At 33.2% G+C, this 23,481-nt stretch carries 25 protein-coding genes; 7 read left to right on the top strand and 18 right to left on the bottom strand.

The window, feature by feature from the left end; translation table 11 throughout:
- Positions 1-25 precede the first annotated feature (25 nt).
- Entirely contained in the window at positions 26-685 is a 660-nt protein-coding gene (locus tag I130_RS03780) for a hypothetical protein (protein ID WP_034919670.1), read from the bottom strand.
- A gap of 460 nt (positions 686-1,145) precedes the next feature.
- Here I130_RS03780 and I130_RS03775 point away from each other — a divergent pair, with 460 nt between their 5' ends.
- Entirely contained in the window at positions 1,146-1,415 is a 270-nt protein-coding gene (locus tag I130_RS03775; protein WP_034919668.1) for a hypothetical protein, read from the top strand.
- A gap of 56 nt (positions 1,416-1,471) precedes the next feature.
- On the opposite strand, the gene I130_RS03770 is transcribed toward I130_RS03775, so the two are convergent.
- From I130_RS03770 to I130_RS03695, 16 genes are all read right to left on the bottom strand, one after another.
- A complete protein-coding gene (locus I130_RS03770) occupies positions 1,472-2,362 on the bottom strand; it encodes a helix-turn-helix transcriptional regulator (RefSeq protein WP_034919666.1) in 891 nt (296 codons plus the stop codon).
- Positions 2,363-2,371: 9 nt separating this feature from the next.
- Complete coding sequence (locus I130_RS03765) at positions 2,372-2,863, bottom strand: YqiA/YcfP family alpha/beta fold hydrolase (RefSeq protein ID WP_034919663.1); 492 nt, start codon at positions 2,861-2,863, stop codon at positions 2,372-2,374.
- Positions 2,864-2,865: 2 nt separating this feature from the next.
- A complete protein-coding gene (locus I130_RS03760) occupies positions 2,866-3,093 on the bottom strand; it encodes a hypothetical protein (RefSeq protein ID WP_034919661.1) in 228 nt (75 codons plus the stop codon).
- Between the two features lie 364 nt (positions 3,094-3,457).
- The gene (locus tag I130_RS03755; protein ID WP_034920465.1) at positions 3,458-6,337 is read right to left on the bottom strand and encodes a histidine kinase; all 2,880 of its coding nucleotides are present in this window, start codon (positions 6,335-6,337) and stop codon (positions 3,458-3,460) included.
- A gap of 82 nt (positions 6,338-6,419) precedes the next feature.
- Positions 6,420-7,172: a LytR/AlgR family response regulator transcription factor gene (locus tag I130_RS03750; protein ID WP_034919659.1), complete on the bottom strand. Its 753-nt coding sequence runs from the start codon at positions 7,170-7,172 to the stop codon at positions 6,420-6,422.
- Positions 7,173-7,320: 148 nt separating this feature from the next.
- Entirely contained in the window at positions 7,321-7,926 is a 606-nt protein-coding gene (locus I130_RS03745) for a hypothetical protein (RefSeq protein WP_157480492.1), read from the bottom strand.
- A gap of 539 nt (positions 7,927-8,465) precedes the next feature.
- The gene (locus I130_RS03740) at positions 8,466-9,353 is read right to left on the bottom strand and encodes a dienelactone hydrolase family protein (RefSeq protein WP_034919655.1); all 888 of its coding nucleotides are present in this window, start codon (positions 9,351-9,353) and stop codon (positions 8,466-8,468) included.
- A 360-nt stretch (positions 9,354-9,713) separates the two neighbouring features.
- Entirely contained in the window at positions 9,714-10,076 is a 363-nt protein-coding gene (locus I130_RS03735; protein WP_034919652.1) for a BfmA/BtgA family mobilization protein, read from the bottom strand.
- 586 nt (positions 10,077-10,662) lie between these two features.
- Positions 10,663-11,328 (bottom strand): ATP-binding protein, encoded by a 666-nt coding sequence (locus I130_RS16175; RefSeq protein ID WP_051119601.1) that lies wholly within the window; start codon positions 11,326-11,328, stop codon positions 10,663-10,665.
- On the bottom strand, positions 11,321-12,124 hold the full coding sequence (locus I130_RS03725) for a hypothetical protein (protein ID WP_034919650.1): 804 nt from the start codon (positions 12,122-12,124) through the stop codon (positions 11,321-11,323). The genes I130_RS16175 and I130_RS03725 overlap by 8 nt, the downstream gene beginning before the upstream one ends.
- Before the next feature lie 4 nt (positions 12,125-12,128).
- Positions 12,129-12,359 (bottom strand): helix-turn-helix domain-containing protein, encoded by a 231-nt coding sequence (locus tag I130_RS03720; protein ID WP_034919649.1) that lies wholly within the window; start codon positions 12,357-12,359, stop codon positions 12,129-12,131.
- A 113-nt stretch (positions 12,360-12,472) separates the two neighbouring features.
- Positions 12,473-12,847: a hypothetical protein gene (locus I130_RS16590; protein WP_157480491.1), complete on the bottom strand. Its 375-nt coding sequence runs from the start codon at positions 12,845-12,847 to the stop codon at positions 12,473-12,475.
- 422 nt (positions 12,848-13,269) lie between these two features.
- The gene (locus I130_RS03710) at positions 13,270-14,373 is read right to left on the bottom strand and encodes a Fic family protein (RefSeq protein WP_034919644.1); all 1,104 of its coding nucleotides are present in this window, start codon (positions 14,371-14,373) and stop codon (positions 13,270-13,272) included.
- Between the two features lie 586 nt (positions 14,374-14,959).
- Entirely contained in the window at positions 14,960-15,763 is an 804-nt protein-coding gene (locus I130_RS03705; protein WP_034919641.1) for a hypothetical protein, read from the bottom strand.
- A gap of 176 nt (positions 15,764-15,939) precedes the next feature.
- The gene (locus I130_RS03700; RefSeq protein WP_034919639.1) at positions 15,940-16,977 is read right to left on the bottom strand and encodes an endonuclease/exonuclease/phosphatase family protein; all 1,038 of its coding nucleotides are present in this window, start codon (positions 16,975-16,977) and stop codon (positions 15,940-15,942) included.
- 104 nt (positions 16,978-17,081) lie between these two features.
- Positions 17,082-17,579: a DUF456 domain-containing protein gene (locus I130_RS03695; protein WP_034919638.1), complete on the bottom strand. Its 498-nt coding sequence runs from the start codon at positions 17,577-17,579 to the stop codon at positions 17,082-17,084.
- A gap of 107 nt (positions 17,580-17,686) precedes the next feature.
- Here I130_RS03695 and I130_RS03690 point away from each other — a divergent pair, with 107 nt between their 5' ends.
- The 4 genes from I130_RS03690 (at position 17,687) to I130_RS03675 (ending at position 21,175) form a co-directional block, all read left to right on the top strand.
- Positions 17,687-18,046, top strand: coding sequence for a BlaI/MecI/CopY family transcriptional regulator (locus I130_RS03690; RefSeq protein WP_034919636.1), 360 nt, complete (start codon positions 17,687-17,689; stop codon positions 18,044-18,046).
- 1 nt (position 18,047) lies between these two features.
- On the top strand, positions 18,048-19,502 hold the full coding sequence (locus I130_RS03685; protein ID WP_034919634.1) for a M56 family metallopeptidase: 1,455 nt from the start codon (positions 18,048-18,050) through the stop codon (positions 19,500-19,502).
- A complete protein-coding gene (locus tag I130_RS03680) occupies positions 19,495-20,637 on the top strand; it encodes a tetratricopeptide repeat protein (protein ID WP_034919632.1) in 1,143 nt (380 codons plus the stop codon). The genes I130_RS03685 and I130_RS03680 overlap by 8 nt, the downstream gene beginning before the upstream one ends.
- A 61-nt stretch (positions 20,638-20,698) precedes the next feature.
- A complete protein-coding gene (locus I130_RS03675) occupies positions 20,699-21,175 on the top strand; it encodes a hypothetical protein (RefSeq protein WP_034919629.1) in 477 nt (158 codons plus the stop codon).
- A 98-nt stretch (positions 21,176-21,273) separates the two neighbouring features.
- On the opposite strand, the gene I130_RS03670 is transcribed toward I130_RS03675, so the two are convergent.
- Positions 21,274-22,428 (bottom strand): glycosyltransferase, encoded by a 1,155-nt coding sequence (locus I130_RS03670; RefSeq protein WP_034919627.1) that lies wholly within the window; start codon positions 22,426-22,428, stop codon positions 21,274-21,276.
- A 114-nt stretch (positions 22,429-22,542) separates the two neighbouring features.
- Between I130_RS03670 and ruvC the strand changes: the two genes are divergently transcribed.
- Together ruvC and I130_RS03660 are read left to right on the top strand one after the other, a co-directional pair.
- On the top strand, positions 22,543-23,100 hold the full coding sequence (gene ruvC / locus I130_RS03665; protein WP_034919626.1) for a crossover junction endodeoxyribonuclease RuvC: 558 nt from the start codon (positions 22,543-22,545) through the stop codon (positions 23,098-23,100).
- 17 nt (positions 23,101-23,117) lie between these two features.
- A complete protein-coding gene (locus I130_RS03660; protein ID WP_034919624.1) occupies positions 23,118-23,477 on the top strand; it encodes a four helix bundle protein in 360 nt (119 codons plus the stop codon).
- Positions 23,478-23,481 lie beyond the last annotated feature (4 nt).

Raw genomic sequence — 23,481 nt, 5'->3', positions numbered from 1 at the left:
AATTCTCCTACTGTAAAGAAGTTAGCTAGATTTGTTTTGCGAGAATTTCCTTATTTATTATGCTCCCTTGATTTCTTTTATATCCAAGAACCATTGTGTTTTGTCCTATCAGGAATGATCTGTGAAAATCTGATTTTTCTTGCTTGTATTTTTCCGGAAATAAAATCTGTACTTCATCAAAAGCCTTGAAGCCTTCACAGACTATCGTAGTAGGCTCTAGTATTTCAATGATCTTCTTAGTCCAAACTCTTCCACATTCAAAGATTTGAGAACTTAAGTCCTTTGGCAATAAACTCATGAGTTCATTAAAGTCCGCTACATTATCAGTTGCCCAGGGATAGAAGTTTATTTTTACAGTGGAGTTTTCTAAATCATTCTCTTTACCTGCCAGTGCAAAAAGGCTTTTAGTTTGTTCTCCTAAACTATGTTTATTGAGATAATATTCTAATTCAGGCATGGGGTCAAATTGTTCAACAATTTTCCCATGCCATTTATGGTAGCCTCCTCCAGGGTTAAAACCGATCAATAGGAATTCCGGCTTTTCAAACAATGGACTGAAAAGGACTTGACATCCTTTATAAATTTCATTAATACGAGGATTATTTTGGCATTCCTTGAGAATCAAGGAGTGATATTTTTTGATTTTTTCTGTGATTGCAGAGTAATCTGATACAATTTTTATCATAAGTAGGTTAGAATGCTTAAGATGCTGTTTTTATAAGGGACTTATATTTAACCAACATCTGTAAATCTAAATTTTAAGTTAAAGCGATGTTTGACCATTTAGTAAACGTGTTGAAATTGAATGTTATCGTTTTTATTTTTATGTTTCCAAAGGATATCCACAACTGCCGGGATTTTTTAGAAACCACTTTATGATATTTTAATTATTAATGCCCTACCATTATTAATCAGTCATTTACATAAAGCGGTGTTTTAGGATTTTTTATGTTTCAATTTTCAAATTAATGCGTTACTAACGTCAGGAGATGACGTTTATGGATTTATTTTTAAATGACGTGACTTGTCGCTATCAAGTTCTAACATTGATTTTTAATTAGTTGATCATGCATTACAAATGATATATAATTAATAGATGATTCAAATTAATTAAAAGTCAATATTTATTTAGATAAAACCCTTTTATGAAGTTAAAAAAAATAATTAAAATAGTTTTAATACTCTTTCTATTTCTTAGCGTTACATCATGTGCCCCTACAGGAGTAACTGAACAAGAATATGGTTTCTTTTCAGGTATGTGGCATGGCTTAATCTTACCTTTCTCATCGATAGGAAGCTTATTTAATTCTGATATAGGTATTGTCGCAACGGCAAATAACGGAATTCCCTATTATTCTGGATGGGGAGTTTCCATTTTGATTTCTCTAGGATTTTATTGGTCTTTATCTACTTAAGTAAAGAGAGTTAAACTACTCAAGAATCAATTGTCTATTAATATTCTTTCTAAATTCTAATAAGAATTTAGGGCACTTTGGAGTTGTTCTCTGATTTCATTCTGCAAACTTCTTGGTTCGACTATTTTCACCTGATCTCCATAGGAAAGAAGCTCCATTTTAAAATCATAGGTAGGTCTAATGAAATAAGTAAACTGATACTCTTTATCATCCTTTGAGATTAGTTTCTGACTCCTATGTAGCGGAAGAGATTCTACATATCTGCCTTCCCTTGGGGTAAATGATAAAAGTACGTTCACTGGTTTTTCATCAGTGCCATTAATAATTCCAAAAGTGTCTTTAAATTCTTGATGTACATTATATAAAATGGGTTTGAATTTGATTTCGGTTATTACAAGCGACACAATTCTGTCCAAAGCAAAATTCTTTATTATAGTATCTCCATCTTCCGCAATAAGATACCATCTGTTTCTTGCTTCCTTTAAAGCAATGGGCATGACTTCCCTTTTGCTATCTGTATCATCATAAAATTTATGATAATCAAATTTCACTTTTATGTTATTTTCAATACCATGAAGAAGTCCTGCCATATTTTGAGTTCCTAGAGATCTACGCTCTTCAAAAACCAAACTATTTCCTAAGCTTTTTGACAATCGAATTGCATTTAAGATTTCAAAATTCTCCCGCAATCTTTGGGAATGAGTTTCTTCCAGATCATCTTTAATAAAGTATTTACTCTTACTTCGGTCAGATACAATTTCAATTCCATAAATAGATGCAATGTCAAGAATGTCTCGTTGAAATGTTCTTTGAGAAGTCATTAAACTTTCTTCTATAGAATCTGGATCTATATTCATTTCTTCCTGAACTTCTTCATAACTCATAGCTCTAAGTCTTAAAAGAGAAATAATTTTATAGTGGCGTTTAATTGTTTGGCGTACAGACATGTTTTTATATTAATAGCAAAGTTTAGAAAAGAAGAGTTTCGTTTGAGCTTCAAACAGCTCCAGTGGAATTCTGTGACCCAATTTAGGATCGATATGGATATCTATTTTTTCTTTTTGAGTGTGATTCGCCAAAAAGGATAAAGTCTCTCTGGGATCTACAACATCATCTATGCCTCCCAATACGATCTGTTTAAAGGAATTGCCTTTTAGATAGTACGCGTGAATCTGATTGTTGTCAATATGTTTAGCTAGGGGTGGATTAAAAAGCAAGCAAGGTCTCCCAATACTATCTGATATTATATAGGAATTTAATGCGCCCATACTACTTCCAATAATTACATTGATCTCTATGCCTTTAAGCGATTCAAGAATAAGCTCTGGCTGAATATGTTTTAAATTATAATCAATGTCTGGGGCATAGACTTTTCCATATTTTTCGAGCACTTCTCGTTTTTCAGCCTTTAATTTGCTTTTAAGTCCGTGTAGGTAAAGTATGTTCATAGTTATTTAGTTAGTTGTTTGTTAGTAAAATCACTTCTATAAGATTTTCCGTCTTTAGGCCAGTTCCAGTTGCTGGAAACTTCCTTTAAATCGGGTAATTCATATTTCGAATCCGAAAGTCTTTCTTTTACCAATCTTCTCAGTTTACGATTCGCTAACTGTTTTTCAGCTTTTTCGGAAACTGAAAGGCAATTGGGAAGTATTGGAAGTTTTCTTTTAGAATTACTCATGTTTCGGTCACAAAGAACAAATTAACAAAAAGTAAGCGACAAAATATGTCGTCTTTGTTTTAGGTTTATATTCTGAAGTCGTAATGTGTAATAATCACACAAAAAAACCACCATCAAACCTAAGTTCGAAAGTGGTTTTGTATTTTAACAAGTAACCGATTTATAAAAACGGTTAATGCTTCAAACCTTGGAGAAATTACAGTTATTATAGCCCATCAAAAATATTAAAGCCCTACCTAAAATATTTTCCGGAACTATAAACCATTAAAGCTACCGCAACCTCTCCTAATTTGTAGTAAAACTAAATTTTTTGTTAAAGCGATGAGTGGTCGTTTAGTAATCGTATGGAATTTGTAAGTAATCGTTATACCTCTAAGCTAATGGTGACAGTAGTACCTTTATTCTTAGTGGATACTATTTGAACTGCGTGATCTATATTATGACCAAGCAATGACAATCGTTCCTTCACTAAATTAACTCCTTTAGACTCGTGCAACGAATTGGTGGAATTAGGTGAAAACCCGATCCCATTGTCTTCAATTTTGCATTGCAAGATATTCTCCGACACTAATATAAAAATGACAGTTAATGTAGGCTTACTGATACTTGGAGGGAAGGCATGTACGAATACATTCTCTACAAAAGTCTGTAGTACCATCGTGGGGATCTCCATCTCATAAACATCTATTAAAGGATCTATTTCTATTAGCACCGTAATTCTATTTCTAAAACGTGTGTTTTCAACCCGAATATAAGAGCTTAAATATTCAATTTCCTCCACTAATAAAATCCTTGGCTTTGTGCAGTGATCAAGGTTTAGCCGAATTAATTTAGCAAAATCACCTAAGAAAATGCTGGCATTATCTACATCACTGTCCATAATATAGTTTTGAATTGAATTCATGGCGTTAAAAATAAAATGCGGATTCATTTGTGCAAGTAATGCTTCCATTTTGGTTTCTTCAAAACGCTTCTGTATCAAACTTTTTTGTTCTTCAAACTTTCTGTTTTGCCTTATTTGATAATTAATAATGCTATATACCACCAAACCTACTAATCCGATCATCAACAATATAAACCACCAGGTTTTCCAGAAAGGAGGAAGGATGGCAAATTTCAACAATGTTTGAGTATAATTTAAACCGGTGCTGGCATCTATAACTCTTATAGCTACATTATAATTATCTGTGGGTAAAAAAGGTAGGAAGATCTCGGGTTTGGAAGAGGGGAGACTCCATGTTTTATTTGCATTTAAGCGGTATTGATAACTTAATTTATGCGGATTAGGATGTGCGTTCGTACTAAATTTAAGCAGTACGGTATTTTCATTGTGTGATAACTTTATTTTCTCTTTGTCCGCAATATTTTCAGAAAGAAATTTATTGTTATTAATATAGATCTCTTCGAGTTTTAATTGACTTACTAAAAGCTCAGGATCGCTAATTGCATCAAGGTTAATGCTATAATAGCCATTTTTACTTCCAATTAACAAGTTGTTCCCAACTGCCTCTGCACTTAATAAAGGTTGTTTAAGTCCTTGTTCTTCATCTATGAAGATAAAACGCTTATTCTTATAAAGTGTTAAGCCTTTTTCTGTTCCAATTATTAAGTAGCCTTTATATTCCTTTAAGAATGAAATTGTATTTCCTTGAATCTTAGCCCGAGGAATTTTCTTTAAAAGTTTAAAGGAAGCTTCATCATTTAGAATGAATACATCCCCAAACTCACTGGAAATCGCGTAATTTTCACCTAAGGTGGTGATATGTCTTAACTTCTTTTCTTTCCAGATCCCATTATGTAAATAGGATTTAAACTCATTATTCTCCAATACAAATAGTCCCGAAAACACAGATAAAAAATAGGTTTTTAGATCCTTTCGTAAGCTATTTACCACCATGGTGGGGGTTTGGGGGTCTTCTTTTTTAAAATGAGTATATTTTAAAATGTCCAGATCACTATATATTCTTAGTCCTCCATAAGGATTTGTTTCAATTAGATCCCCGGATTCCGTAAAATTTATTTCTTCTGAATGCAGGGGTAAATACCTGTCCAATGTTCCTGAAGGTTTTATAGCAAATACACCTATATTGGTATTTATCCAATACCTGTTTTTTGATACTTTTATATCATAGAAACTGATGTCCCTTGCCTTCGTGCTATAGTCCAGTTCATAAAAAGAATCCTGGTGTTTTGGCAATGATAGTTTGGTGTTTAAAAGATATTCTTCTTGCCATTTTTTAAGTTGTTGTAAATTAAGTGTTTGTTCCTTTTCATTGCCTTTTAAAAGTATGCCTTCGTCTAATAATACAGCAGAAGAGTTCTTTGTTCTAGCAAATCTAAGGACATTCTTTCCTTGAATTTCGTTGAATTTTATTTGTGGATTCAGTTTTACTTCAAACAGACCGGCGTCTTTGGTTCCAATATATAATTTTTCAAAGCGGCCATCATAGGCTAAGGAAATTACTTTTTTACTGCCAATATTAAAATCTGATGCTCTGGAAATAAGTTTATTATTTGCAACTTCATAAATTCCTCCATTACTATCGTAAATTCCCCATGCTGCTGCAAAAATTTTATTGTCCTTACTTTTAACATAATCCCAGATAATAGAAACTCCAAGTTTTTTTGAGGGTATGGTATCTATTTCATTTACAAAATCTACAATACTATTTTTTGTAAAAAAGCCTTTATTACTGCTGTAAATACTGTCATTATCCACAAAAACAGAATAATTGTATGTATAATCATTCACTTTTACCAAAGCGGGTTGGTCTTTCTTATGGTCAATTTTGAAGACTCCGGTATTATAGGTGACCACATAAATTTCATCCCTATATTCAAAAAAGTCCTGAACCCTAAATAGTGCATTATCTAAATGATTATTTAAAGAAAGAACCTCAAGGGTATTGATATTTATAATAGAAACCCCATCACTGGTTCCCACATACATATAAATTCCATTAGCAAAGAGTTTAGTTATTTCGTTGTGAACCAACCCCTGTTCTTGTGAAATCACATCAAAATCGTTGCCGTTATAAATGCTAACTCCTTCACCGTAGCTTCCAAACCATAATTTTTTGTTTTTATCTTCTGCAATGGCCCAGCAACTGTTTAATGCCAATCCATCCTCTTCAAAAAAGTTTGTAAAAACGTCATTTTCCTTCTTTACAACTCCATTTTCAGTACCTATCCAAAGAATATTATTGGAGTCTACCAATAAAGACCTAATGGTATTGTTTGGCAAATCCTTGGATGCAGTGAAATTTTTACTCGGATAATTTTGGGTGAAGGCGATAGAAGCCCACAAAAAAAAGAGAAGGAAAAGTTTAATTGTTTTGTAAGATGGCATTTATAAATTCTTCTTCTTTTCGAAAAGAAACAGGAAGCTTCTCTCCATTAGTTAATTCAACTTCCTTATTAATCTTGTTGTACCTAACTATATAATTTAAATTAATAACGTAGGTTTTATGAATTCTTATAAAGGACGTGGCTGGAAGTATTTCTTCTACATATTTTAATGTTTTTGTAACCGTTTTAGAAATGCCTTCAATTTTTTTAATACAACAATAGTTGCTTTCTGCCTTGCAGTATAATATTTGATTTGAATGAATTAATTCAAAGCCTTCAATGGTTGGAAAGGCTATTTTACTAACGTTTTGGTCGTTTACATTCAGATTTTCGAGTAATAAAGATAATTTTTTATGAGCGAAATTCCCTTTATTTCTGTTTTCAAATCTTTTGATGGCTTCAGCTAGATCCAGATGATTAATGGGCTTCAACAAGTAGTCTAAAGCACTGCGCTTAATTGCTTTAATAGCAAATTGATTATATGCAGTGGTAAAGATGACTTCAAATTTTATAAGCTCGAAATATTTAAACAGCTCAAAGCCATTTTCTTCAGGCATTTGAATATCAAGAAACACCAACTCAGGTTCGTATTCCTTAATTGCACGCACCCCTAAATCTACTGAATCGCATTTTTCCACAATATTAAATTTATTTGGAAAATACCTGTTTAGGGTTTTCTCCAATAAATCTTGTGCATTTATTTCATCGTCAATTATTACCGCTTTAATCATAAAGTAAAAGTACAAATATATGCTAAGTTGTTAAGTACATTGCATTGCATTCGAAAGGAAAACACAGCTTTTTCTGTTTATCCATTCTCTGAATTTAATGTATGACACTTTAAATTTTCAGTAAAAAAATAGCGAGGCTCAACTAGCACTATTTCCCAGGATTTTCGAGAAGTAGTAAATCAATATTAGCAAGAATTTCTTCAAATCTGGAAATGTCTTTGTCTAAAACTATTCTGATTTTTTCCTTCATTCTAAGCATATTACTGGATCTGGTCTCTTCTCTTTCCAGGTATACGGTTCTAAAATACTTTATCTGATTGGTAATATAATCCCTATAATCACCAAAAAAATTTGAATCTACCAGTAGGCGATTAAAATGCTTCAGGCTGGATTTATCATTTTTTGCATAATAGCGATTAAGTGCTACCAAGTTTACTTTTTCAAGAAACTTATCATTGAGGGAAACAGATAATACCGGGTCTACCACTTTATCCAGATCTAATGATTCTTTAAATTCCCTAAGGTCTGCGATTGCATATTGTATGGAAGATCTTAATCCCGGAAGCGAAGCTTTAAAAAACCTCTGAGCATCTGTAGCCTTGTCTTTTCTTTGTACTTGATAAAGCCAGAAGGCGATTATAAATCCTAGTAGAGTCAATATTACCGCGGTGCCATCCATGAGCATAGACCATTGGTTTGGATCCAAACTCCAATTTTTAAATAGAATATAATAATTGTCTTGCTGTTGTATCAAACATCAAAATTTAAAGCATTAAAAAATTATTTATAATATATACATTCTCTACTAAAAATCCTTCGTGATCTCAAATTTACTTAAAACCTTAGTTAAAGCTCGTGATTGAACGATAATTAAAGATTTCTATTTTATAGCTGAGGAAGTAGACGGATTTTAATAAATATATCAACTCTGACTTGCCCCCAAATCTACCATAACTAATCTGCGCGTGGTTCCTGTGCTGTTTTTATAGCGTTCGGGAAGATAAGCGTTAAGTAAAAACAGCAGAGGGCGCATATATGCTATTAGTTGAAATTGAAGTTTAACTTTATTAAAAAGATACTGTATCTTATTCTAATCAGCTTTTAATTTGCTTTTGAGACCATATAGGTAGAGTATGTTCATAGTTTCTTATTAAAAAAGAGATGTTTTAAAGTTATATGGAAGAAAAATTAAAACAATGATAACGACAATATATGTCGCCATTAAAATTAAATTAAATTGTTTTCTTTTCAAATAATTTTTGAAAGCGTTTATCAGTATTTAAATCAAAACAATCAAACCAGTCGCTCCTTAAAAAATGCCACAGTACGTTGCCAAGCAAGTTCCGCAGCAGCTTCATCATATCGTGGGGTGGTTGTGTTATGAAATCCGTGGTTTACTCCTTCATAAAAATGAACAGTATAATCAACGTTATTCAATTTAAGTGCCTTTTCGTAATCGGGCCATCCATCATTAACCCGAGTGTCAAGTTCGGCATACTGTATTAATAGTGGAGCTTTAATTTTTGCGGTTTCTTCGGATGTAGGCTGTCCGCCATAAAATGGCACTGCCGCTTTTAATTCAGGCACTCGCACCGCCATCATGTTTGATATCCATCCACCAAAACAAAAACCAACTACACCTATGTTACCGTTGCAATCCTTGTGGTTTTTCAGATATTCAAAAGCAGCTATAAAATCTTCAAGCATATCGTTGCGATCGCGTTGTTTTTGCAATTCTCTCCCGGCATCATCGTTTCCCGGATATCCGCCAAGCGGGGATAGTGCATCGGGTGCAATACTAATAAAACTTTCCAATGCTGTTTGTCTGCCCACATCTTCAATATAAGGATTCAATCCTCGGTTCTCATGCACGACAATTACTCCAGGTAATTTTCCTGACATTTCTTTTGGAGTGGATAACAGCGCTTTTATACTTCCGCCACCCTTGGGAGAATCATACTGAATATATCCAGAATCCAGTCGTGGATCGTCTTTACTAACCAACAATGTAGTTATATAATCCGGTGACATAAAACTCAAAAGAGATCCTACTGTTAGACCGCCAATAGCGTACAATGAGAGTTTCTCAACAAACTGGCGTCTATTTAGTTTATTATGGGCATAATCATCATATAGGTCAAATACTTCTTGATTGATGTCTTCTTTCTTAAGGTTTTTCATGTTGGTAACGATTTATTGATCAACAAGATATGATTAATTATTGCTGAATTTACACCTTGATTTTGAAATTTAAACACTTAAGATAGCATGAATAATTAAGTTTTTTTTGAATATTCATATTTCAAAACTGTTATATGAGCAGTAGTAATTATTGAAAGATCACAAATTAATCAAGAATCCGAATTATATTTTTCTTATACAACCCACAAATCTACCAGAACTAACCTGCGCGTGGTTCCTGTGCTGTTTTTATAGCGTTCGGGAAGATAAGCCTTAAATAAAAACAGCATAGGGCGCATTGCTAGTTTTGATTTGTATTGTTCTTATTTGAACTGAAACTACATTTTTAAAATCTTTATCTTATTTATAAAAATCGGGATGCGTATCATCCTCTTCATAGGCCTTCTTTTCAAGATGTCGCGTCCTATTTTTAGGGTCTGCTAATTTTATAATATCAAGCAGAATTTTGAGTGTAGGCTCTAAAGTATCTTTTTCCATTTGACGTAATAGACTTTCTAGGGCATCCATTCTTTTATTAAATATATGTAGTAATCTGTAGTTCGTAAGAGGGAATGGTTTAAAAGGAGAGATATAATTCTTCTCAAAAAAGTCCAACATTGCTTCTAAGGTTTCAGTATAATTCACCTCATTTTCTATTGCGTATTTTTTAAATCGATCTACCGTTTCAGAATGAAAGTTAATTCGGGAGAAATTCTTACTCATGGTTCTTATTTTTTAAAGATTAGGATAATTAGTTGTACTGTTTATAAGGCTTGCCAACCAATTGCGGTAAATTCTATTTTGAAATAATTTTATAAACTTTCGAATTAATTTATAAAATGCTAATAATCAATTATTTATGAGAAAATGAGAATAACCTAACATCGCGCAGCGTGTTATCCTCTTGCTACTCATTTTCCTTCGCTTTCAGCTCATCAAAAGAGTACTTTTCTTGAGATTATTATCTTTAATTTATCTTATAAATCAATTTAAATAATGACTTTTTTTAGAGTGTTTTTTGAAAATTTGAAACATAAATTGACTCTTTAATCAATGTTATTTCCAATAATTTTTAAAGTCAACTGGCTCATAATTATCTAATAAAATATTTCAGAATTACGCCAGCGAACTTCAACCAAAACATTTTGAGGATAGATTTAAAGTTCGAAATTCTCTAATTTATAAATCTGCTTTTAATTTGCAGTTTTGGTTGGTGTTCAATATTTTTACAGACGAACCTCTTTTTTCAAAGATTTTATTTTTAAACATTGTGAAAAATGTGGTGAGGACTTATAAAACGAATCGATCTTTATTCTCTCCAGCTTTTTCCTTCCCATTTAATGATATTGAACATTTCTGGCAATCGGTCTCCAATATGATTACCATACCTAGCAGTTATTGCCGATGGGTTGTCATTAGTAGTTACAAAAGTTTTAAATTTTCTGTGATGTCTTTCAAAGAGTAATTTTCCAATGAGTTCTTCTCTGTTGTAAGCCTTATCTTCTTTACCCAAATCGTCCAGATATAATTTTCCTTGATAATAATTTTCCAATTTAAAGTTGCTGCCTAGATTTTTTTGAGATTCGTAATACTGACTAAGCATGTGTACAGTTGATATGCGCGGAAACCATAATTGGGTATTTTGGGTTTTAGAAACGATTGTTCTTCCCACTTCATGAATGGCGTTAAGGAGTGTGGATTTTCCAACTCCGTAATCCCCGTATACCAATAAGCCTTTTTCCAGATCTGCCTTATTCTTAATAACTCCGTATTCATTAAAATTCGGAAGTTGTAAAAAATACCTGAAAATGCTGTAAATTATTTCTTTGTTTTCAGGTTTTATTATGAAATGAGGTGCCTGCAAGCGGAATAACTTCCAAAAAAGTTGTTTGGTGATCAACGGCTGTATATTGCTAACAGACTCTACCTCGGGTGAGGTGCTAGATAATACGATTTTTGAATTTGTACTAATCATAGCTTTTAATTTTATTTTGAACTCTCATGTCCATATCTTTAATTTCGACTGCTTTTTTACCTTGGGCGATAAGCTGACTTATTTTTTCCCGAAGTTTATTAGTATTTAGAATAATCCCTTTCCAAAATTCATCCGTTTGAAGCTGTTCATATGCCAATTGTAAATGTGTTTCAGTAATCCCATCATTTTCTAGCATTTCTCGAATAGGTTCAACGAAATCCTCAAAGTTCACTTCTTTTATTTTTTTTAAGGGAGCGCCTTTTAATTTTAAATTGTTCAGGAAAAGCTCCTGAAACTTAATCGCCCAGTTAAATGAAAGTTTTTGATCTATGTCAACTTCGAAATCCTTAATTTCTATTAATAGCTTTTTTTCTAAAGTTTTAAGGTTTATAGTTTTATAGTTTTCTTGTTTATCTATACTAGCAATGCCTTGGCTAGAGCTATGGACTTGCTTAGGATTATGGCTGAACATTGCTTTGTCTAATGCTTTTAGAACTGGTTTGTTGTTTTTTACCAAAGCAATGATATTTGCAGTGTACTGATTTTTGCTTTTCTGAATCCATTTTATAAAACCCCAATCGGCTAGATCTTGAAGCGCACAGATATAGGACTTATAATTTTTAATACCCAAAGCTTCCATTGCTAAATCGGTGGGAAATCCAAATTCCTCTTTCCACCCTAACCGATTGCAGCGCTCTATGGCAAAAAAGTAGATAGCGGTATGATTGGGTTTTATTTTATGTGTGTTTGCGAAACTAAAATCAAACCAAGTGCGAGAATATTCGTAGCCAGTCATCACACTAAGGATTAAATTTATTTAATAGCCAGGAATTAAGTTTTTCCCGTTCGAAATAAATCAACTTCCCTCGAGGTTTGCAATAGGGAATTTTTTCAGAAGAAGTAAGCTTGTACATATAGCTTCTTGAAATACCAGTATACTGGCAAGCTTCTTCCAATGTTAATACTTCTTTGTTTGCTAGAAGTAGTTGCTCAATGCGAATCAATCGATCTTTAAATTCTAAATGTTCCATAATTGCTGTTTTTTAAAGTCAACACGTCTTGTTGTCTATTAATTATAGAAACAAATGACCAACCAAAATCCTTAAAAATCAATAGGGTAAGAGGTAATCTAGTGGTAATTACCCTATAGATTCTTCTTGATTAAATCGGAGATATTATCGAGATAGGAAGCGTCGTTCTTTTTCCAGTCTGAAATGTTTTTGGTAGATATGGTCTTCTCGATTCCATCTGAATTTTTTAGAACGAAATAATAATTTGCAAGTTCTATCATCTGCTGATTTTCTAAATTTTCAAATCCAGTCAAAAGCTGACTTAGAAATTCCAACAGGGTTTGTCGGTTAACTTGTTTGGGTAATTTAGGAGAAGAATCTTTCCATACCAAACGTTTAATTGGTGCAACTGGTGTTAGCTGAGTTAATGACTGAAAAGCTTGAAAATCTCCGTTCCAGTATTTTTCTGAAAAAGCTTTAAAAATTTTAGAGGCTTGGACTTCAGTCAAAGGAATTGATACAAGGTTTAGATGATCAAATTTCTTCGATTCATCTTCAGTTAAATAATAAACTTCAAATGAATTTGAATTCCTTCTGATTCTTTTTCGTTTAAGCTGGAAATAAATTACAGAAACACAGATTAAGAAACATAAGAAGTAAATAATGCTGAAAATAACTTTGATCCAAAGCAATGCAGAAAATATCCATACATAATATAAAGTCAGTGTTAAAAACAGAAAACAGCCTAGAAATAGGAGAGGGACGATTTGCGTTTTTGTTTCCCGCATGAGAAAATTGAGAAAAGTTTCCAGCTTTTCCTTTAGTTGAAGTGTGAAAATTGCAATGCGTTCCAAAAACATGCTACTATTCTTACTATTAGCTAATTAAAGATAAGGAAAAGCAGAATGTTTAGGTGTTTAAAATATTCTGATTATATCAAATTCAAAAAGTAAGAGGTGCTTCGTCCACCACCCTCCCGGGTAAGAACACCTTTTTCGCAAAGATCTTGCAAGTCTCTTGTGGCAGTTGGTTTGGAAGTTTTATTTAGGGAAATATATTTTCTGGTATTCATTCCACCATCAAAACCTTTTGAGCCAGATTTAAGCATACGTTGAATAGCTTTTTCCTGCCTTAGGTTTAACTGATTTTTATATCGGTCAAAAAATTTAGCTTTTTTAAGGCTAAATTCAATCAAGGATTCGGCATCTATCTGCGCAGAAATAGTGGTCTTTACAAAGTAAATGATCCACGGAGTGATTTCGTTTGATCTTTGGGCCAATTGCAAAGCAACATAATAATCTTTCTTTTTCCCTTCCATTGCTTTAGAAAGACTCAATATTATGGGCCTGCCCATATACTGGGACAAGGCTTTTTCTGAAATGGCCCTTCCAATCCTCCCATTTCCATCTTCAAAAGGATGGATTGTTTCAAAATAAAGGTGAGCAAGAGCAGCACGAATTATCGGTTTTTTAATTTCTTTTTCTCCTCCACGACCGGTTTGGTTAAACCACTGGATAAAGTGGTTCATTTCTTTCGAAACTATTTTGGAAGGAGGAGCTTCATAATGGATTTTTTCTTTCCCCATAGCTCCCGATATCACCTGCATTGGTTCCTCATGGGCGCGCCATTGCCCGGCCTGAATTGAGGTGTTCCCTTTCATTAACAACTTATGCCAGTTCAGCAGACTTTCATTATTAATTTCTTTTTTGAAAGTATTTTGGGCATCTATCATTAAATCCGCGATACCTTCTGCGGTTTTATCTTTGGAAATAACAGCAGTTTTTAAACCAAGATTCCTTTTAATAGAGGACATCACATCTTTCCTGCTAAGATATTCTCCTTCGATTTCTGAAGTTTTAATAGCTTCGGAAACCAGTAATTCTATAATGGCTTCACTCTTTGTCTCTTCCGGCAATCCTTCCAGGATACCGTTAATCTTTCCCGCTCTTTGTGAATAATCGAAAAGCAATTCTTCCACCTCTTCGGTAGAATATCGAAAATGTGGCCAATCTGCCTGTTGCCAATTATATTTCATGAGCCGATTATAAATCTTATTCGGCTCAAATATACATAATAAATGATTTGATTAAGAAGAATTATTCGGCTCATAATTTTCGGACTTAGAATTATAGCATTCTTTAACCTTATCAGCTAAATAAAGCGAAAAGTTTATTTGTATAGTAGAAATAAGAAATTGTATATTTGCCAGCCCTCTTTGAAAACTTAGGTTTACATCGAGTTTGTTCTTAATAAATAGCATCCGAATATCATCATTTGTATTCAAATAGTATTCTTTGAGTATATACTCTTCAGAAACTGTTAAAAATACGTTAAAAGGTTCGAAATTCGGTGCGTTCGAAAAATAGGCCTTTGAAGAAGCCTATAAATAAAGGGATTACGTGGTTGGTTCGAGTCTCGTCCAAACCATAAGATTGCAAATAGAAACTTCAAGAAATTGAAGCTTCTATTTGGCAAGTATAATGAAGTTGTGTTGTGTGTCTCAAGAAGTTGAGACAACGTGGTTAAGATACTGTTTTTCCAGTATTTACCAATGAGAAGCTTTTTTCCATACTATTGGAAAAGGGCTTTTTTCTTTTTAGTGAGTTTTGTATTGCTTTATTTTACAACCATTCTAATTGAACACTCACATCAATACCATATTCTTCACTGCTAATATTAATATCTGAAGGTTTAGAGTCTCTATAGTCGTTTAATCTAATGTTCAATCCTCGAAAACTACGCGTTAAATCATCCCCAATTCCATCTCCATCATCATCTCCAATACCAATCTCAAATATAGAGCGGTCAGAAATATAAAGCTCTTCTTGAGAAAGGTTCCACTCTAATTGTTGCTGATTTGGGTAAACGGGTGAAAGATACCAATGTGTCAAACTTTGTTTGGGGTTTGAAAAGTGAGCTGTGTTCAATTTTTGGAAAGAAAATATAATATCAGCTAACCTGTTAGGGTCATCCTCTGCATATTCGGCATCCCAAGTTCCATTTATATTATAAAAGGAATTAATCTTAAAGCCTATTAGTTTCACTGCGCTTCCACGAACTACCTCAAAATTAAATGTTTTATAAGCCTTTTTTCCGCTGGTGCTAATAAATTCAAATTTCGCATCTTGGTTTCCAAGTGTTGCGAACTGTAAATTCAGAATTAAGAATTGATCTTCCAGAGCAGTTCCTGGCATCGCAGCTACAATTCCTTGACTACCATTGTTCGTGATTCTATTAATTTCATAAATAGGATCATTAGATTCCACTTGGATTTGAAATGGAACATCCACTAGAATTTGACTTTTTGGAGTTATGAAATTTACATCAAATGTTTTCTCTATCTCTGAAACTTCTTCATTCTGTGAATCTGGACTACAGGAAAAGCAAACTACTAGTAACCATAATAATATGAGTTTTTTTGACATATTCGGTTGTTTAGAAAAGCAAATAAATATATCATAAAAACAGATCCGAAATTTTTTATTTTTTAGTTCAAAAAGTTAAATTTTTGAACTTGTATTTAAACGAATAAGGGGTAGCTAGCCTTGTTTAAGTAGAATTATTAAAAAGAGTTTTTTACCTTCTAAAATGGTTTTTCTTTTTATAGTTTTTGATCTATGGATAATTTCGCGAATAACGGAAAATGATCTGAGCCGAATTTTGATAGCCGTTTAAATTCTACTACTGCTATTTCTTCAGAAACGAAAAAGTGGTCTAAAGGCCACCTCATGATCATTGATTGAGCATCGAATGTATTAAATAAGCCTCTACCAATTCTTACATCTTTTAGATTTCCATTTTGCCCGAAAAGGCGAGAGGTATTAGACCAAGACACATCATTAAAATCTCCCGCTACTATAGTGGGCTTTTTATTTTTAGAGACTAGCATACCTACTTTTTCCAGAGCCACTTCTTTTTGCTGATCTTTTCCATTTTCTCCTATATTTTCTGGGTATTTATCGCTTGGAAATGGTGCTACAGGATGAACTCCGTGAAATTTGAATGTGTTACCAGAAGGCAATGTGACCACCGCATTAAAAGATGGGACTTTAGAATGATTCAAAAACTGTATTTCTGTTTCAATTAAAGGAAATTTAGAGTAAAGTGCCATTCCGTAGGCATTATCTAAAGGATACTCCATATAATATGGGTATTCTTGTTTTAAAGAATGAAGTTGTTCTACCCACCATGAATCTACTTCCATAACCAAAACTAAATCTGGATTTGAACTGCTAATTATATCTAAGAATTTTGAAGAATTTTTATTGGTGATAAGTACATTGGCCAATAGAATCCCTACAGTTTTTTCAGTGTTCACTTCAGAAAAATCTACTGAAGGGACTGCTTTTTCTCCTAATAAATATGTAGATATAAAGCTAAAATGAATAAAAATTGCTGCAAATAATCCTATAGTAAGAGCTATTGATGTGAGTTTCCATTTTCTATTTAAAATAACAAAGAGAATTAGCATGAGAATGCTTGCAATAAATTGCTGAAGGCGTGGAAAATCAAGTATTTTCAAGTACCATTTTGGAATATTATATAATAAGGATAGCAAGCTGGCGAGTATGAGCAAGAAGCTTATTGTAATAACAATATATAAGATAATATTTCGGAACTTATTTTCTTTTATTCTCATAACGCATTCTTTTAAACTCATTTCAAATTAAGAATTTTATTATTTCTCTAAATTGAAAACTATGATTTTTAGTAAATGTTGGACTTTTAATTGAAAGTAAAAACTTAGAAAAGTAAATCTCGAAAATCCCAGACCTTATAGATGTAAAGAATTAAAAATCCGAAAGCAATTATAAATTCCATAAAACTGGAAGCTAAAAATCCAATAAATGATCCAAAAGCAGCCTTAAGTGCCGACTTAGAATTGCTTTTGTTAATGATTTCACCAAGAAAAGCCCCTATAAAGGGTCCAATTAATACTCCGAATGGGATTGGTGCGATTAATCCAACAACAAGACCAATAGTGGCTCCAATCATTCCTGCCTTACTTCCACCAAAACGTTTAGTTCCCATCGCTGGGATAATTAGATTTAAAGCATATATAAGAATAGCAATAACCAAGGTGATACCAAGCAGCCAATAGTTCATTGGAATAGAAGGAGCAAGATATAAAACTAAAAGCCCGATCCAGCTTACTGGAACTCCCGGTAACACCGGCAAAAAACTGCCAAATAAACCAACAATCATTAAAATGCCACCAATAATTATTAAAAGTAACTCCATATCTCTAATGTTTTCAGCTAAAATATCGAATTAATTAAATATTTAAACTAAATTGTTAGTTCAACTAATAATTTAGTTCTATATTAGCTTTAATAAATTTATTAGAAATGAAACAGCTAACGAAAGCAGAAGAGGAGATCATGCAGATCTTATGGCAACTTAAGGAAGGGAATGTTGCGGGGATCATTGAAGAGATGCCCGATCCAAAACCCGCGTATAATACGGTCTCTACTATCGTAAGGATTTTGGAATCCAAAGATTTTGTTGGCCATAGGAAAGAGGGGAAAGGCTATATCTATATTCCTATTGTAGAAAGGGAAACCTATAGCAACCAAAGTATGAATAAGCTCATGGATAATTATTTTAATGGTTCTTTTAAAAGCATGGTTTCATTTTTTATGAAGAAAAATGATCTTGATACTAAAGAACTGGAAGCTATTTTAAAGGAAATTAATAAAGAGGATTAATATGCAGTCTTATATTATACAAGTCGTATTATTTCAGTTGGTATTCCTGTTGGTGTATGAATTCTTACTGAAAAAGGAAACATTTTTTAACTATAATCGGGCTTACTTACTTCTTACACCTGTATTAGCATTTTTATTACCCATAATTAATATTGAGATGTTATCTGGCTTTGTACCACAGGAATCTGTGACATCCATTTCAAGGTTTTGGCTTCCGGAAGTAAATATTGGAGGTGTTACGCAAAATACACAGCAACTTCCTGAAATAGTATTATCTGAAAAAAGCCATTCTTTTAACTGGATGATAATTATTTATTGCATTGGTGCCATTGTAAGTTTAGGGATCGTTGGTAAAAAGCTTTTTAACTTGCGCAAATTGTTCAAGTTTAATGTTATTTCAGAAGTAAAACAATTTAAGATTGTCGAAATTCCTTCCTCTAATGTCGCCTGCACTTTTAATAAAACCATATTTTTAGGAGATGAATTAACTGCAATCGAGAAGGAACAAATTGTAGCACACGAGTTAATTCATGTGGAGCAAAAGCATAGTTATGATCTTGTGTTTTTTGAAATATTAAAAATCATTTTCTGGTTTAATCCGCTAATTTATATCTACCAGAATAGAATAGCCGCTTTGCACGAATTCATCGCAGACTCCAACGTGGTTAAAATAGTAGAAAAGCGAAGTTATTATGAACAATTATTAAACACTGCTTTCAACACACAAAATATTTCATTCATCAATCAATTTTTTAATCATTCATTAATCAAAAAACGAATAGTTATGTTACAAAAATCAAAATCTAAAACCATCGCAAAGTTCAAGTATTTGGTAATCTTACCGCTACTGCTGATTATGCTGACAATTGTTTCCTGTGCTCAGGAGGGTCCTGAAGAAATGGCTAAGGAAAGTTCAATTTCTAAGCAGTTAGTCGAAATTAAACAGGCATTAGATGAAGGCAAGGAACTTTCCGAAGTTGAAAGAGAACAGTTTTTTAGCATTATGGAACAGATAGTTAAAGATGAGAACGATTTACCTCTTCCTCCTCCTGCTCAATACCCAGATAAATCTTCATCGAATGGTTTCCCAGGAACAGATGTACCATTTGCATTAATAGATCAAGTGCCACTTTATCCAGGTTGTGAGAATTTAGCCAGTAACGAAGAGCAAAAGAAATGCATGTCTCAAAAAATACAAGAACATGTAATTGGAAACTTCAATTCCAATTTAGGAAAAGAAGTAGGACTTACAGGAGTAAACAGAGTGATCGTTCAATTTAAAATAGATAAAACTGGGAACATTGTAGATGTGAAATCTAGAGCTGCGCATCCGAAATTGGAAGAAGAAGGGAAACGCGTGATTAATTCTTTACCACAAATGACTCCTGGAGAACAAAACGGAACTACAGTTGGTGTAATGTATTCACTTCCTATAGTATTTGAAGTAAATGAGTAAAATTAGCTTGTTAATTATGTTGATGGTTTTTAAAGTCGGGGCGCAAACCCCAACTTTAGCTATTGCAGACAGTTTATATGCAATTGGCAATTATACGGAAGCTATTCAGCAATTGGAAAATCTTAAGGAGAGTTCAGATGCTGTGCAGCTTCGGTTAGCAAAAGCTTATGTTGCCTCAGGAAAGCTTGATTCTGCTATAAAAACCTATAAAGTAATAGTACTTCAAAATCCAAATAAGTTGCTTTCTGCTATAGATTATGGAGAAGTGCTTATAAAAGCTGGAGAATTAAATTCCGCAGATAGTTTGTTTGACCTGCTATCAGCAAAATATCCCAAGACTGCCAGTTTTCAATTTCAGCGTGGAATTATAAAGGAAAAACAAAATGATAGCACCTATATCGGTTTTTTGGAAAGAACTATTGAAATAGATCCCAACCATCAACAAGCTCTATACAAACTTGCCAAAGATGCATTGAGCAAAAGGAATTTTCCTTTGGCAGAAGAACTCAGTTTACAAGGTTTAGAAGCAAATCCTTCCAATGCTTCACTACTTTCTATTTTGGCTCAAACTTATTTTAATGAAAATTCTTTTATCCTCGCAATAACCCCTTTTGAGAAATTATTGGAATTAGGGCAAGGAAACGAATTTGTGCATTCTAAATTAGGGCATTGTTATTATCGTCTCCATTATCATATAGAGGCAATTTCACAATATAATTTGGCTCTTGGATATGAAGACAGAAACTCTGACACACATTACAATCTCGGCAAATTATATGCGAGAACTGGAGATCTTAAGAAATCTGAGGCTCATCTGCTACTGGCACTTTTAATAAAAAAACAGCCCGTAGATGCCGAATTTCTTAGTCTTGCTTTAACTTACAAGCTGCAAGAAGATTATAAAAAAGCACTTCAATATTTCAATAGCGCATTAGAGGAAAACCCAAATAATGAGAGGGCTTTATACGAGCGAGCGATTGCGGCAGATAATTATTTTAAAGATAAAAAGTCAGTTCTAAACTATTATCAGGCCTACCTTGATAAGTATTCAAGTAAAGGAAATTTTGAGTTGATACATCTAGCACAAATTAGAATTAAAGATATTAAGGAAGAATTGCACCTAAACGGAGAATAGTTTTTCCTAAGCTGCTTAAATTCACTATTTTTGGAATTCCATAGACTAGATAGTTAGCTGCATGAGAAAAACATTACTTCTGCTTATTTTTCCAATTTTGGTGTGTTGTAATAATTTTGAAACCAAGAAGATCTCTTCTGAAGAGGTGCTTACCCAAGAATCACAATCTTTAAATTGGAAAGAAGTAGATGAATATCCTGCTTTCGAAAATTGTAAATCTGTCAAAGAATTAGCCAAGGCAAGAAGTTGTTTTGAAACGACAGTTGCCAATTCTATTTACGCATATTTAACCAAACAGCAACCAATCGTAACCCAAGCTATAGACGATACCTTATTCTTGTATCTGGAGATCTCTAAATCTGGAAAGCCCATTGTAGACTCAGTTAGAGTAGATACAATAATTACTAATCAACTACCAGAATTGGAGTTATGGGTTAGGCAAAGTGTGGATTCCTTACCGAAAATATACCCCGCAATAAAACGAGGAATTCCTGTTTCCAGCGTATTTAAAATGCCAATTCTTATTAAGGCAGAGTAGATTTGCAATAATCAATAATCAATAAACAATTAGCAGTTGGCAGCGACAAGTCATTTCGACTTCGCTCAATACAGGTTATAGTTGAGAAGTGACTTTTTCTATTTTCTAAAATTTCTTCCTTTCCATTGGAATCCACTGAATAAAGATGCAATCGCTACTGTTGTGGAGAAAAATGGATATAAAAGGCTAGACCATAAGTAATGACTCAGTATCAATTGCTTTCTGAAGAAAATTGCTGAATGATAAAGTAATATGAAATCCACCAAAAACTTTATAAGAAAACTGAAGAGCACTAGTTCATAATTCACTTTGTTTAAGAGAGTCAAAATAAGTCCAATCACCAAGAATAGATTTACCAATAAAACGATTAGTCCAACGAGCTTTGCAAAAGTGCTTTTATAAGCTGTCGCTTTTGCTGCCCACCGAATTCGTTGTGAAAACAGTGATTCTAAGGAGGGCTGAGGTTTCGTTTTTACAATAGCAACTTCAGATTTTAAGTAGGATACCGGGTAATTTAATTCGATAAACTTCTGAAGTAGAAAAACATCATCTCCACCAGAAATATTTGAATTCCCTACATATCCTTCTGCATTTAAAAAGGCATCTTTCTTATAACACATATTGGCGGCATTACACATAAAAGGTTTTTTTAATCCGAATGCTCCTATGCTGACAGCTTGCAGACTCATAAAATCCAAATCTTGAAAAGCAATCAGATAGTTTAAGAACTTTTCTTTATTAGATGGTCCATTTAGAAAACTTACAGGCCCAGCTATTAAGTTAGCCTTGGTTCCTAGAACACTTTCATTATATGCTTCCAGCCATTTGCTTGGAACTATACAATCTGCATCTGTAGTTAAGATGTTTTCAAATCTGGACGCTTCAATAGCTGTTATTATGGCATCCTTTTTTGGAGAGTTTGTTTTTCTATTATTATTAATTATAGAAAAAACGAGATTTGGGTGAGATTGTTTAAAATTAAAACAGGCTTGCAGAGAATTGTCTTCAGAATCATCATTCACCAGAATGATTTCAAAATAAGATCTTGGATAATCCAAGTTGGATAGTGAATACAGCAGAGCTGGTAAATTTTCGGCTTCATTTCTAAAAGGAATTATTATGGAAAATTTGTTTGCCGGTGTAACTCCCTTCAATTTAAACTTTTCGACCTTTTTCCAACCAAGGAGGAGTGCAATTATCAAAACCGCATAACTTAGGGTGAGCACAATCATAAAAATTATAAATAATTGCATGTTTACAGATCGCCAGATTAACAGAATTGCTAAGTAGAATTATGTAGCTTTGTAAAGCCTATTCAAAAGTAAACAAACTATTAAGAATGGGTAACCGCTAAAGACTTTCCGCTTTTGAAAAACGAACGAATTATTTTAGGAATCGACCCTGGAACCACCATTATGGGGTTTGGTTTAATCAAGGTAGTGAACAAAAAAATGGAGTTTTTACAACTTAATGAGTTGTTACTTCAGAAATATAGCGATCCTTATATTAAACTGAAACTAATTTTTGAGCGTACCGTGGAGTTAATTGATACTTTTCATCCAGATGAGATCGCTATAGAAGCACCCTTTTTTGGGAAAAATGTGCAATCTATGCTAAAACTCGGGAGAGCACAAGGGGTAGCCATGGCTGCCGGATTATCCAGAGAAGTTCCTATTACAGAATACTTGCCCAAAAAGATTAAAATGGCCATTACAGGCAATGGGAATGCCAGTAAGGAACAAGTGGCTAAGATGCTGCAAAGTTTGTTGGGTCTTAAAGAATTGCCTAAGAATTTAGATTCAACAGATGGATTGGCAGCAGCGGTCTGTCATTTTTACAATTCCGGTAGAGTGGAAGTGGGTAAAAGTTATACGGGTTGGGATTCCTTTGTAAAGCAAAATCCGAGTAAACTCAAAAAGCAATAAACTAATATCAATTAGCAATGAGTGAAATTAATAACCCACTTTCGAAGAAATCTTATGATTTTGCATTGATAATAATAAGTATTTACAAAAATCTTATTGCTTATAAAAAGGAGTTTGTATTATCCAAACAATTATTGAGATCTGGCACCTCTATTGGAGCTAATGTAGCTGAAGCAAATGGAGCGATTTCCAAAGTTGACTTTTCAGCAAAAATTTCTATAGCTTATAAAGAAAGTCTTGAGGGAAAATATTGGTTGTCACTTCTACAAGACTCAGAAAATTTGGAGGTAGATACATTCCAAAATTCTTATGAGATAGCAAATGAACTATCCAAAATAATGTTTTCAAATTTGAAAACTACAAGAATCAAAAATTGATTAT

The organism is Gillisia sp. CAL575, assembly GCF_000403785.1.
Lineage (GTDB): Bacteria > Bacteroidota > Bacteroidia > Flavobacteriales > Flavobacteriaceae > Gillisia.
Note: the sequence above shows the minus strand (reverse complement) of the source record. Positions and strands in the feature narration are given on the sequence as shown.

Coding starts and splice junctions, on each gene's coding strand:
- I130_RS03760 (WP_034919661.1), bottom strand. CDS start 3,093: ATGAGTAATTCTAAAAGAAAACTTCCAATACTTCCCAATTGCCTTTCA.
- I130_RS03670 (WP_034919627.1), bottom strand. CDS start 22,428: ATGCAATTATTTATAATTTTTATGATTGTGCTCACCCTAAGTTATGCG.
- I130_RS03725 (WP_034919650.1), bottom strand. CDS start 12,124: ATGACTGGCTACGAATATTCTCGCACTTGGTTTGATTTTAGTTTCGCA.
- I130_RS03695 (WP_034919638.1), bottom strand. CDS start 17,579: ATGGAGTTACTTTTAATAATTATTGGTGGCATTTTAATGATTGTTGGT.
- I130_RS03775 (WP_034919668.1), top strand. CDS start 1,146: ATGAAGTTAAAAAAAATAATTAAAATAGTTTTAATACTCTTTCTATTT.
- I130_RS16175 (WP_051119601.1), bottom strand. CDS start 11,328: ATGATTAGTACAAATTCAAAAATCGTATTATCTAGCACCTCACCCGAG.
- I130_RS03765 (WP_034919663.1), bottom strand. CDS start 2,863: ATGAACATACTTTACCTACACGGACTTAAAAGCAAATTAAAGGCTGAA.
- I130_RS03750 (WP_034919659.1), bottom strand. CDS start 7,172: ATGATTAAAGCGGTAATAATTGACGATGAAATAAATGCACAAGATTTA.
- I130_RS03735 (WP_034919652.1), bottom strand. CDS start 10,076: ATGAGTAAGAATTTCTCCCGAATTAACTTTCATTCTGAAACGGTAGAT.
- I130_RS03680 (WP_034919632.1), top strand. CDS start 19,495: ATGAGTAAAATTAGCTTGTTAATTATGTTGATGGTTTTTAAAGTCGGG.
- I130_RS03685 (WP_034919634.1), top strand. CDS start 18,048: ATGCAGTCTTATATTATACAAGTCGTATTATTTCAGTTGGTATTCCTG.
- I130_RS03720 (WP_034919649.1), bottom strand. CDS start 12,359: ATGGAACATTTAGAATTTAAAGATCGATTGATTCGCATTGAGCAACTA.
- I130_RS03740 (WP_034919655.1), bottom strand. CDS start 9,353: ATGAAAAACCTTAAGAAAGAAGACATCAATCAAGAAGTATTTGACCTA.
- I130_RS03780 (WP_034919670.1), bottom strand. CDS start 685: ATGATAAAAATTGTATCAGATTACTCTGCAATCACAGAAAAAATCAAA.
- I130_RS03770 (WP_034919666.1), bottom strand. CDS start 2,362: ATGTCTGTACGCCAAACAATTAAACGCCACTATAAAATTATTTCTCTT.
- I130_RS03675 (WP_034919629.1), top strand. CDS start 20,699: ATGAGAAAAACATTACTTCTGCTTATTTTTCCAATTTTGGTGTGTTGT.
- I130_RS03690 (WP_034919636.1), top strand. CDS start 17,687: ATGAAACAGCTAACGAAAGCAGAAGAGGAGATCATGCAGATCTTATGG.
- I130_RS03700 (WP_034919639.1), bottom strand. CDS start 16,977: ATGAGAATAAAAGAAAATAAGTTCCGAAATATTATCTTATATATTGTT.
- I130_RS03710 (WP_034919644.1), bottom strand. CDS start 14,373: ATGAAATATAATTGGCAACAGGCAGATTGGCCACATTTTCGATATTCT.
- I130_RS03705 (WP_034919641.1), bottom strand. CDS start 15,763: ATGTCAAAAAAACTCATATTATTATGGTTACTAGTAGTTTGCTTTTCC.
- I130_RS03660 (WP_034919624.1), top strand. CDS start 23,118: ATGAGTGAAATTAATAACCCACTTTCGAAGAAATCTTATGATTTTGCA.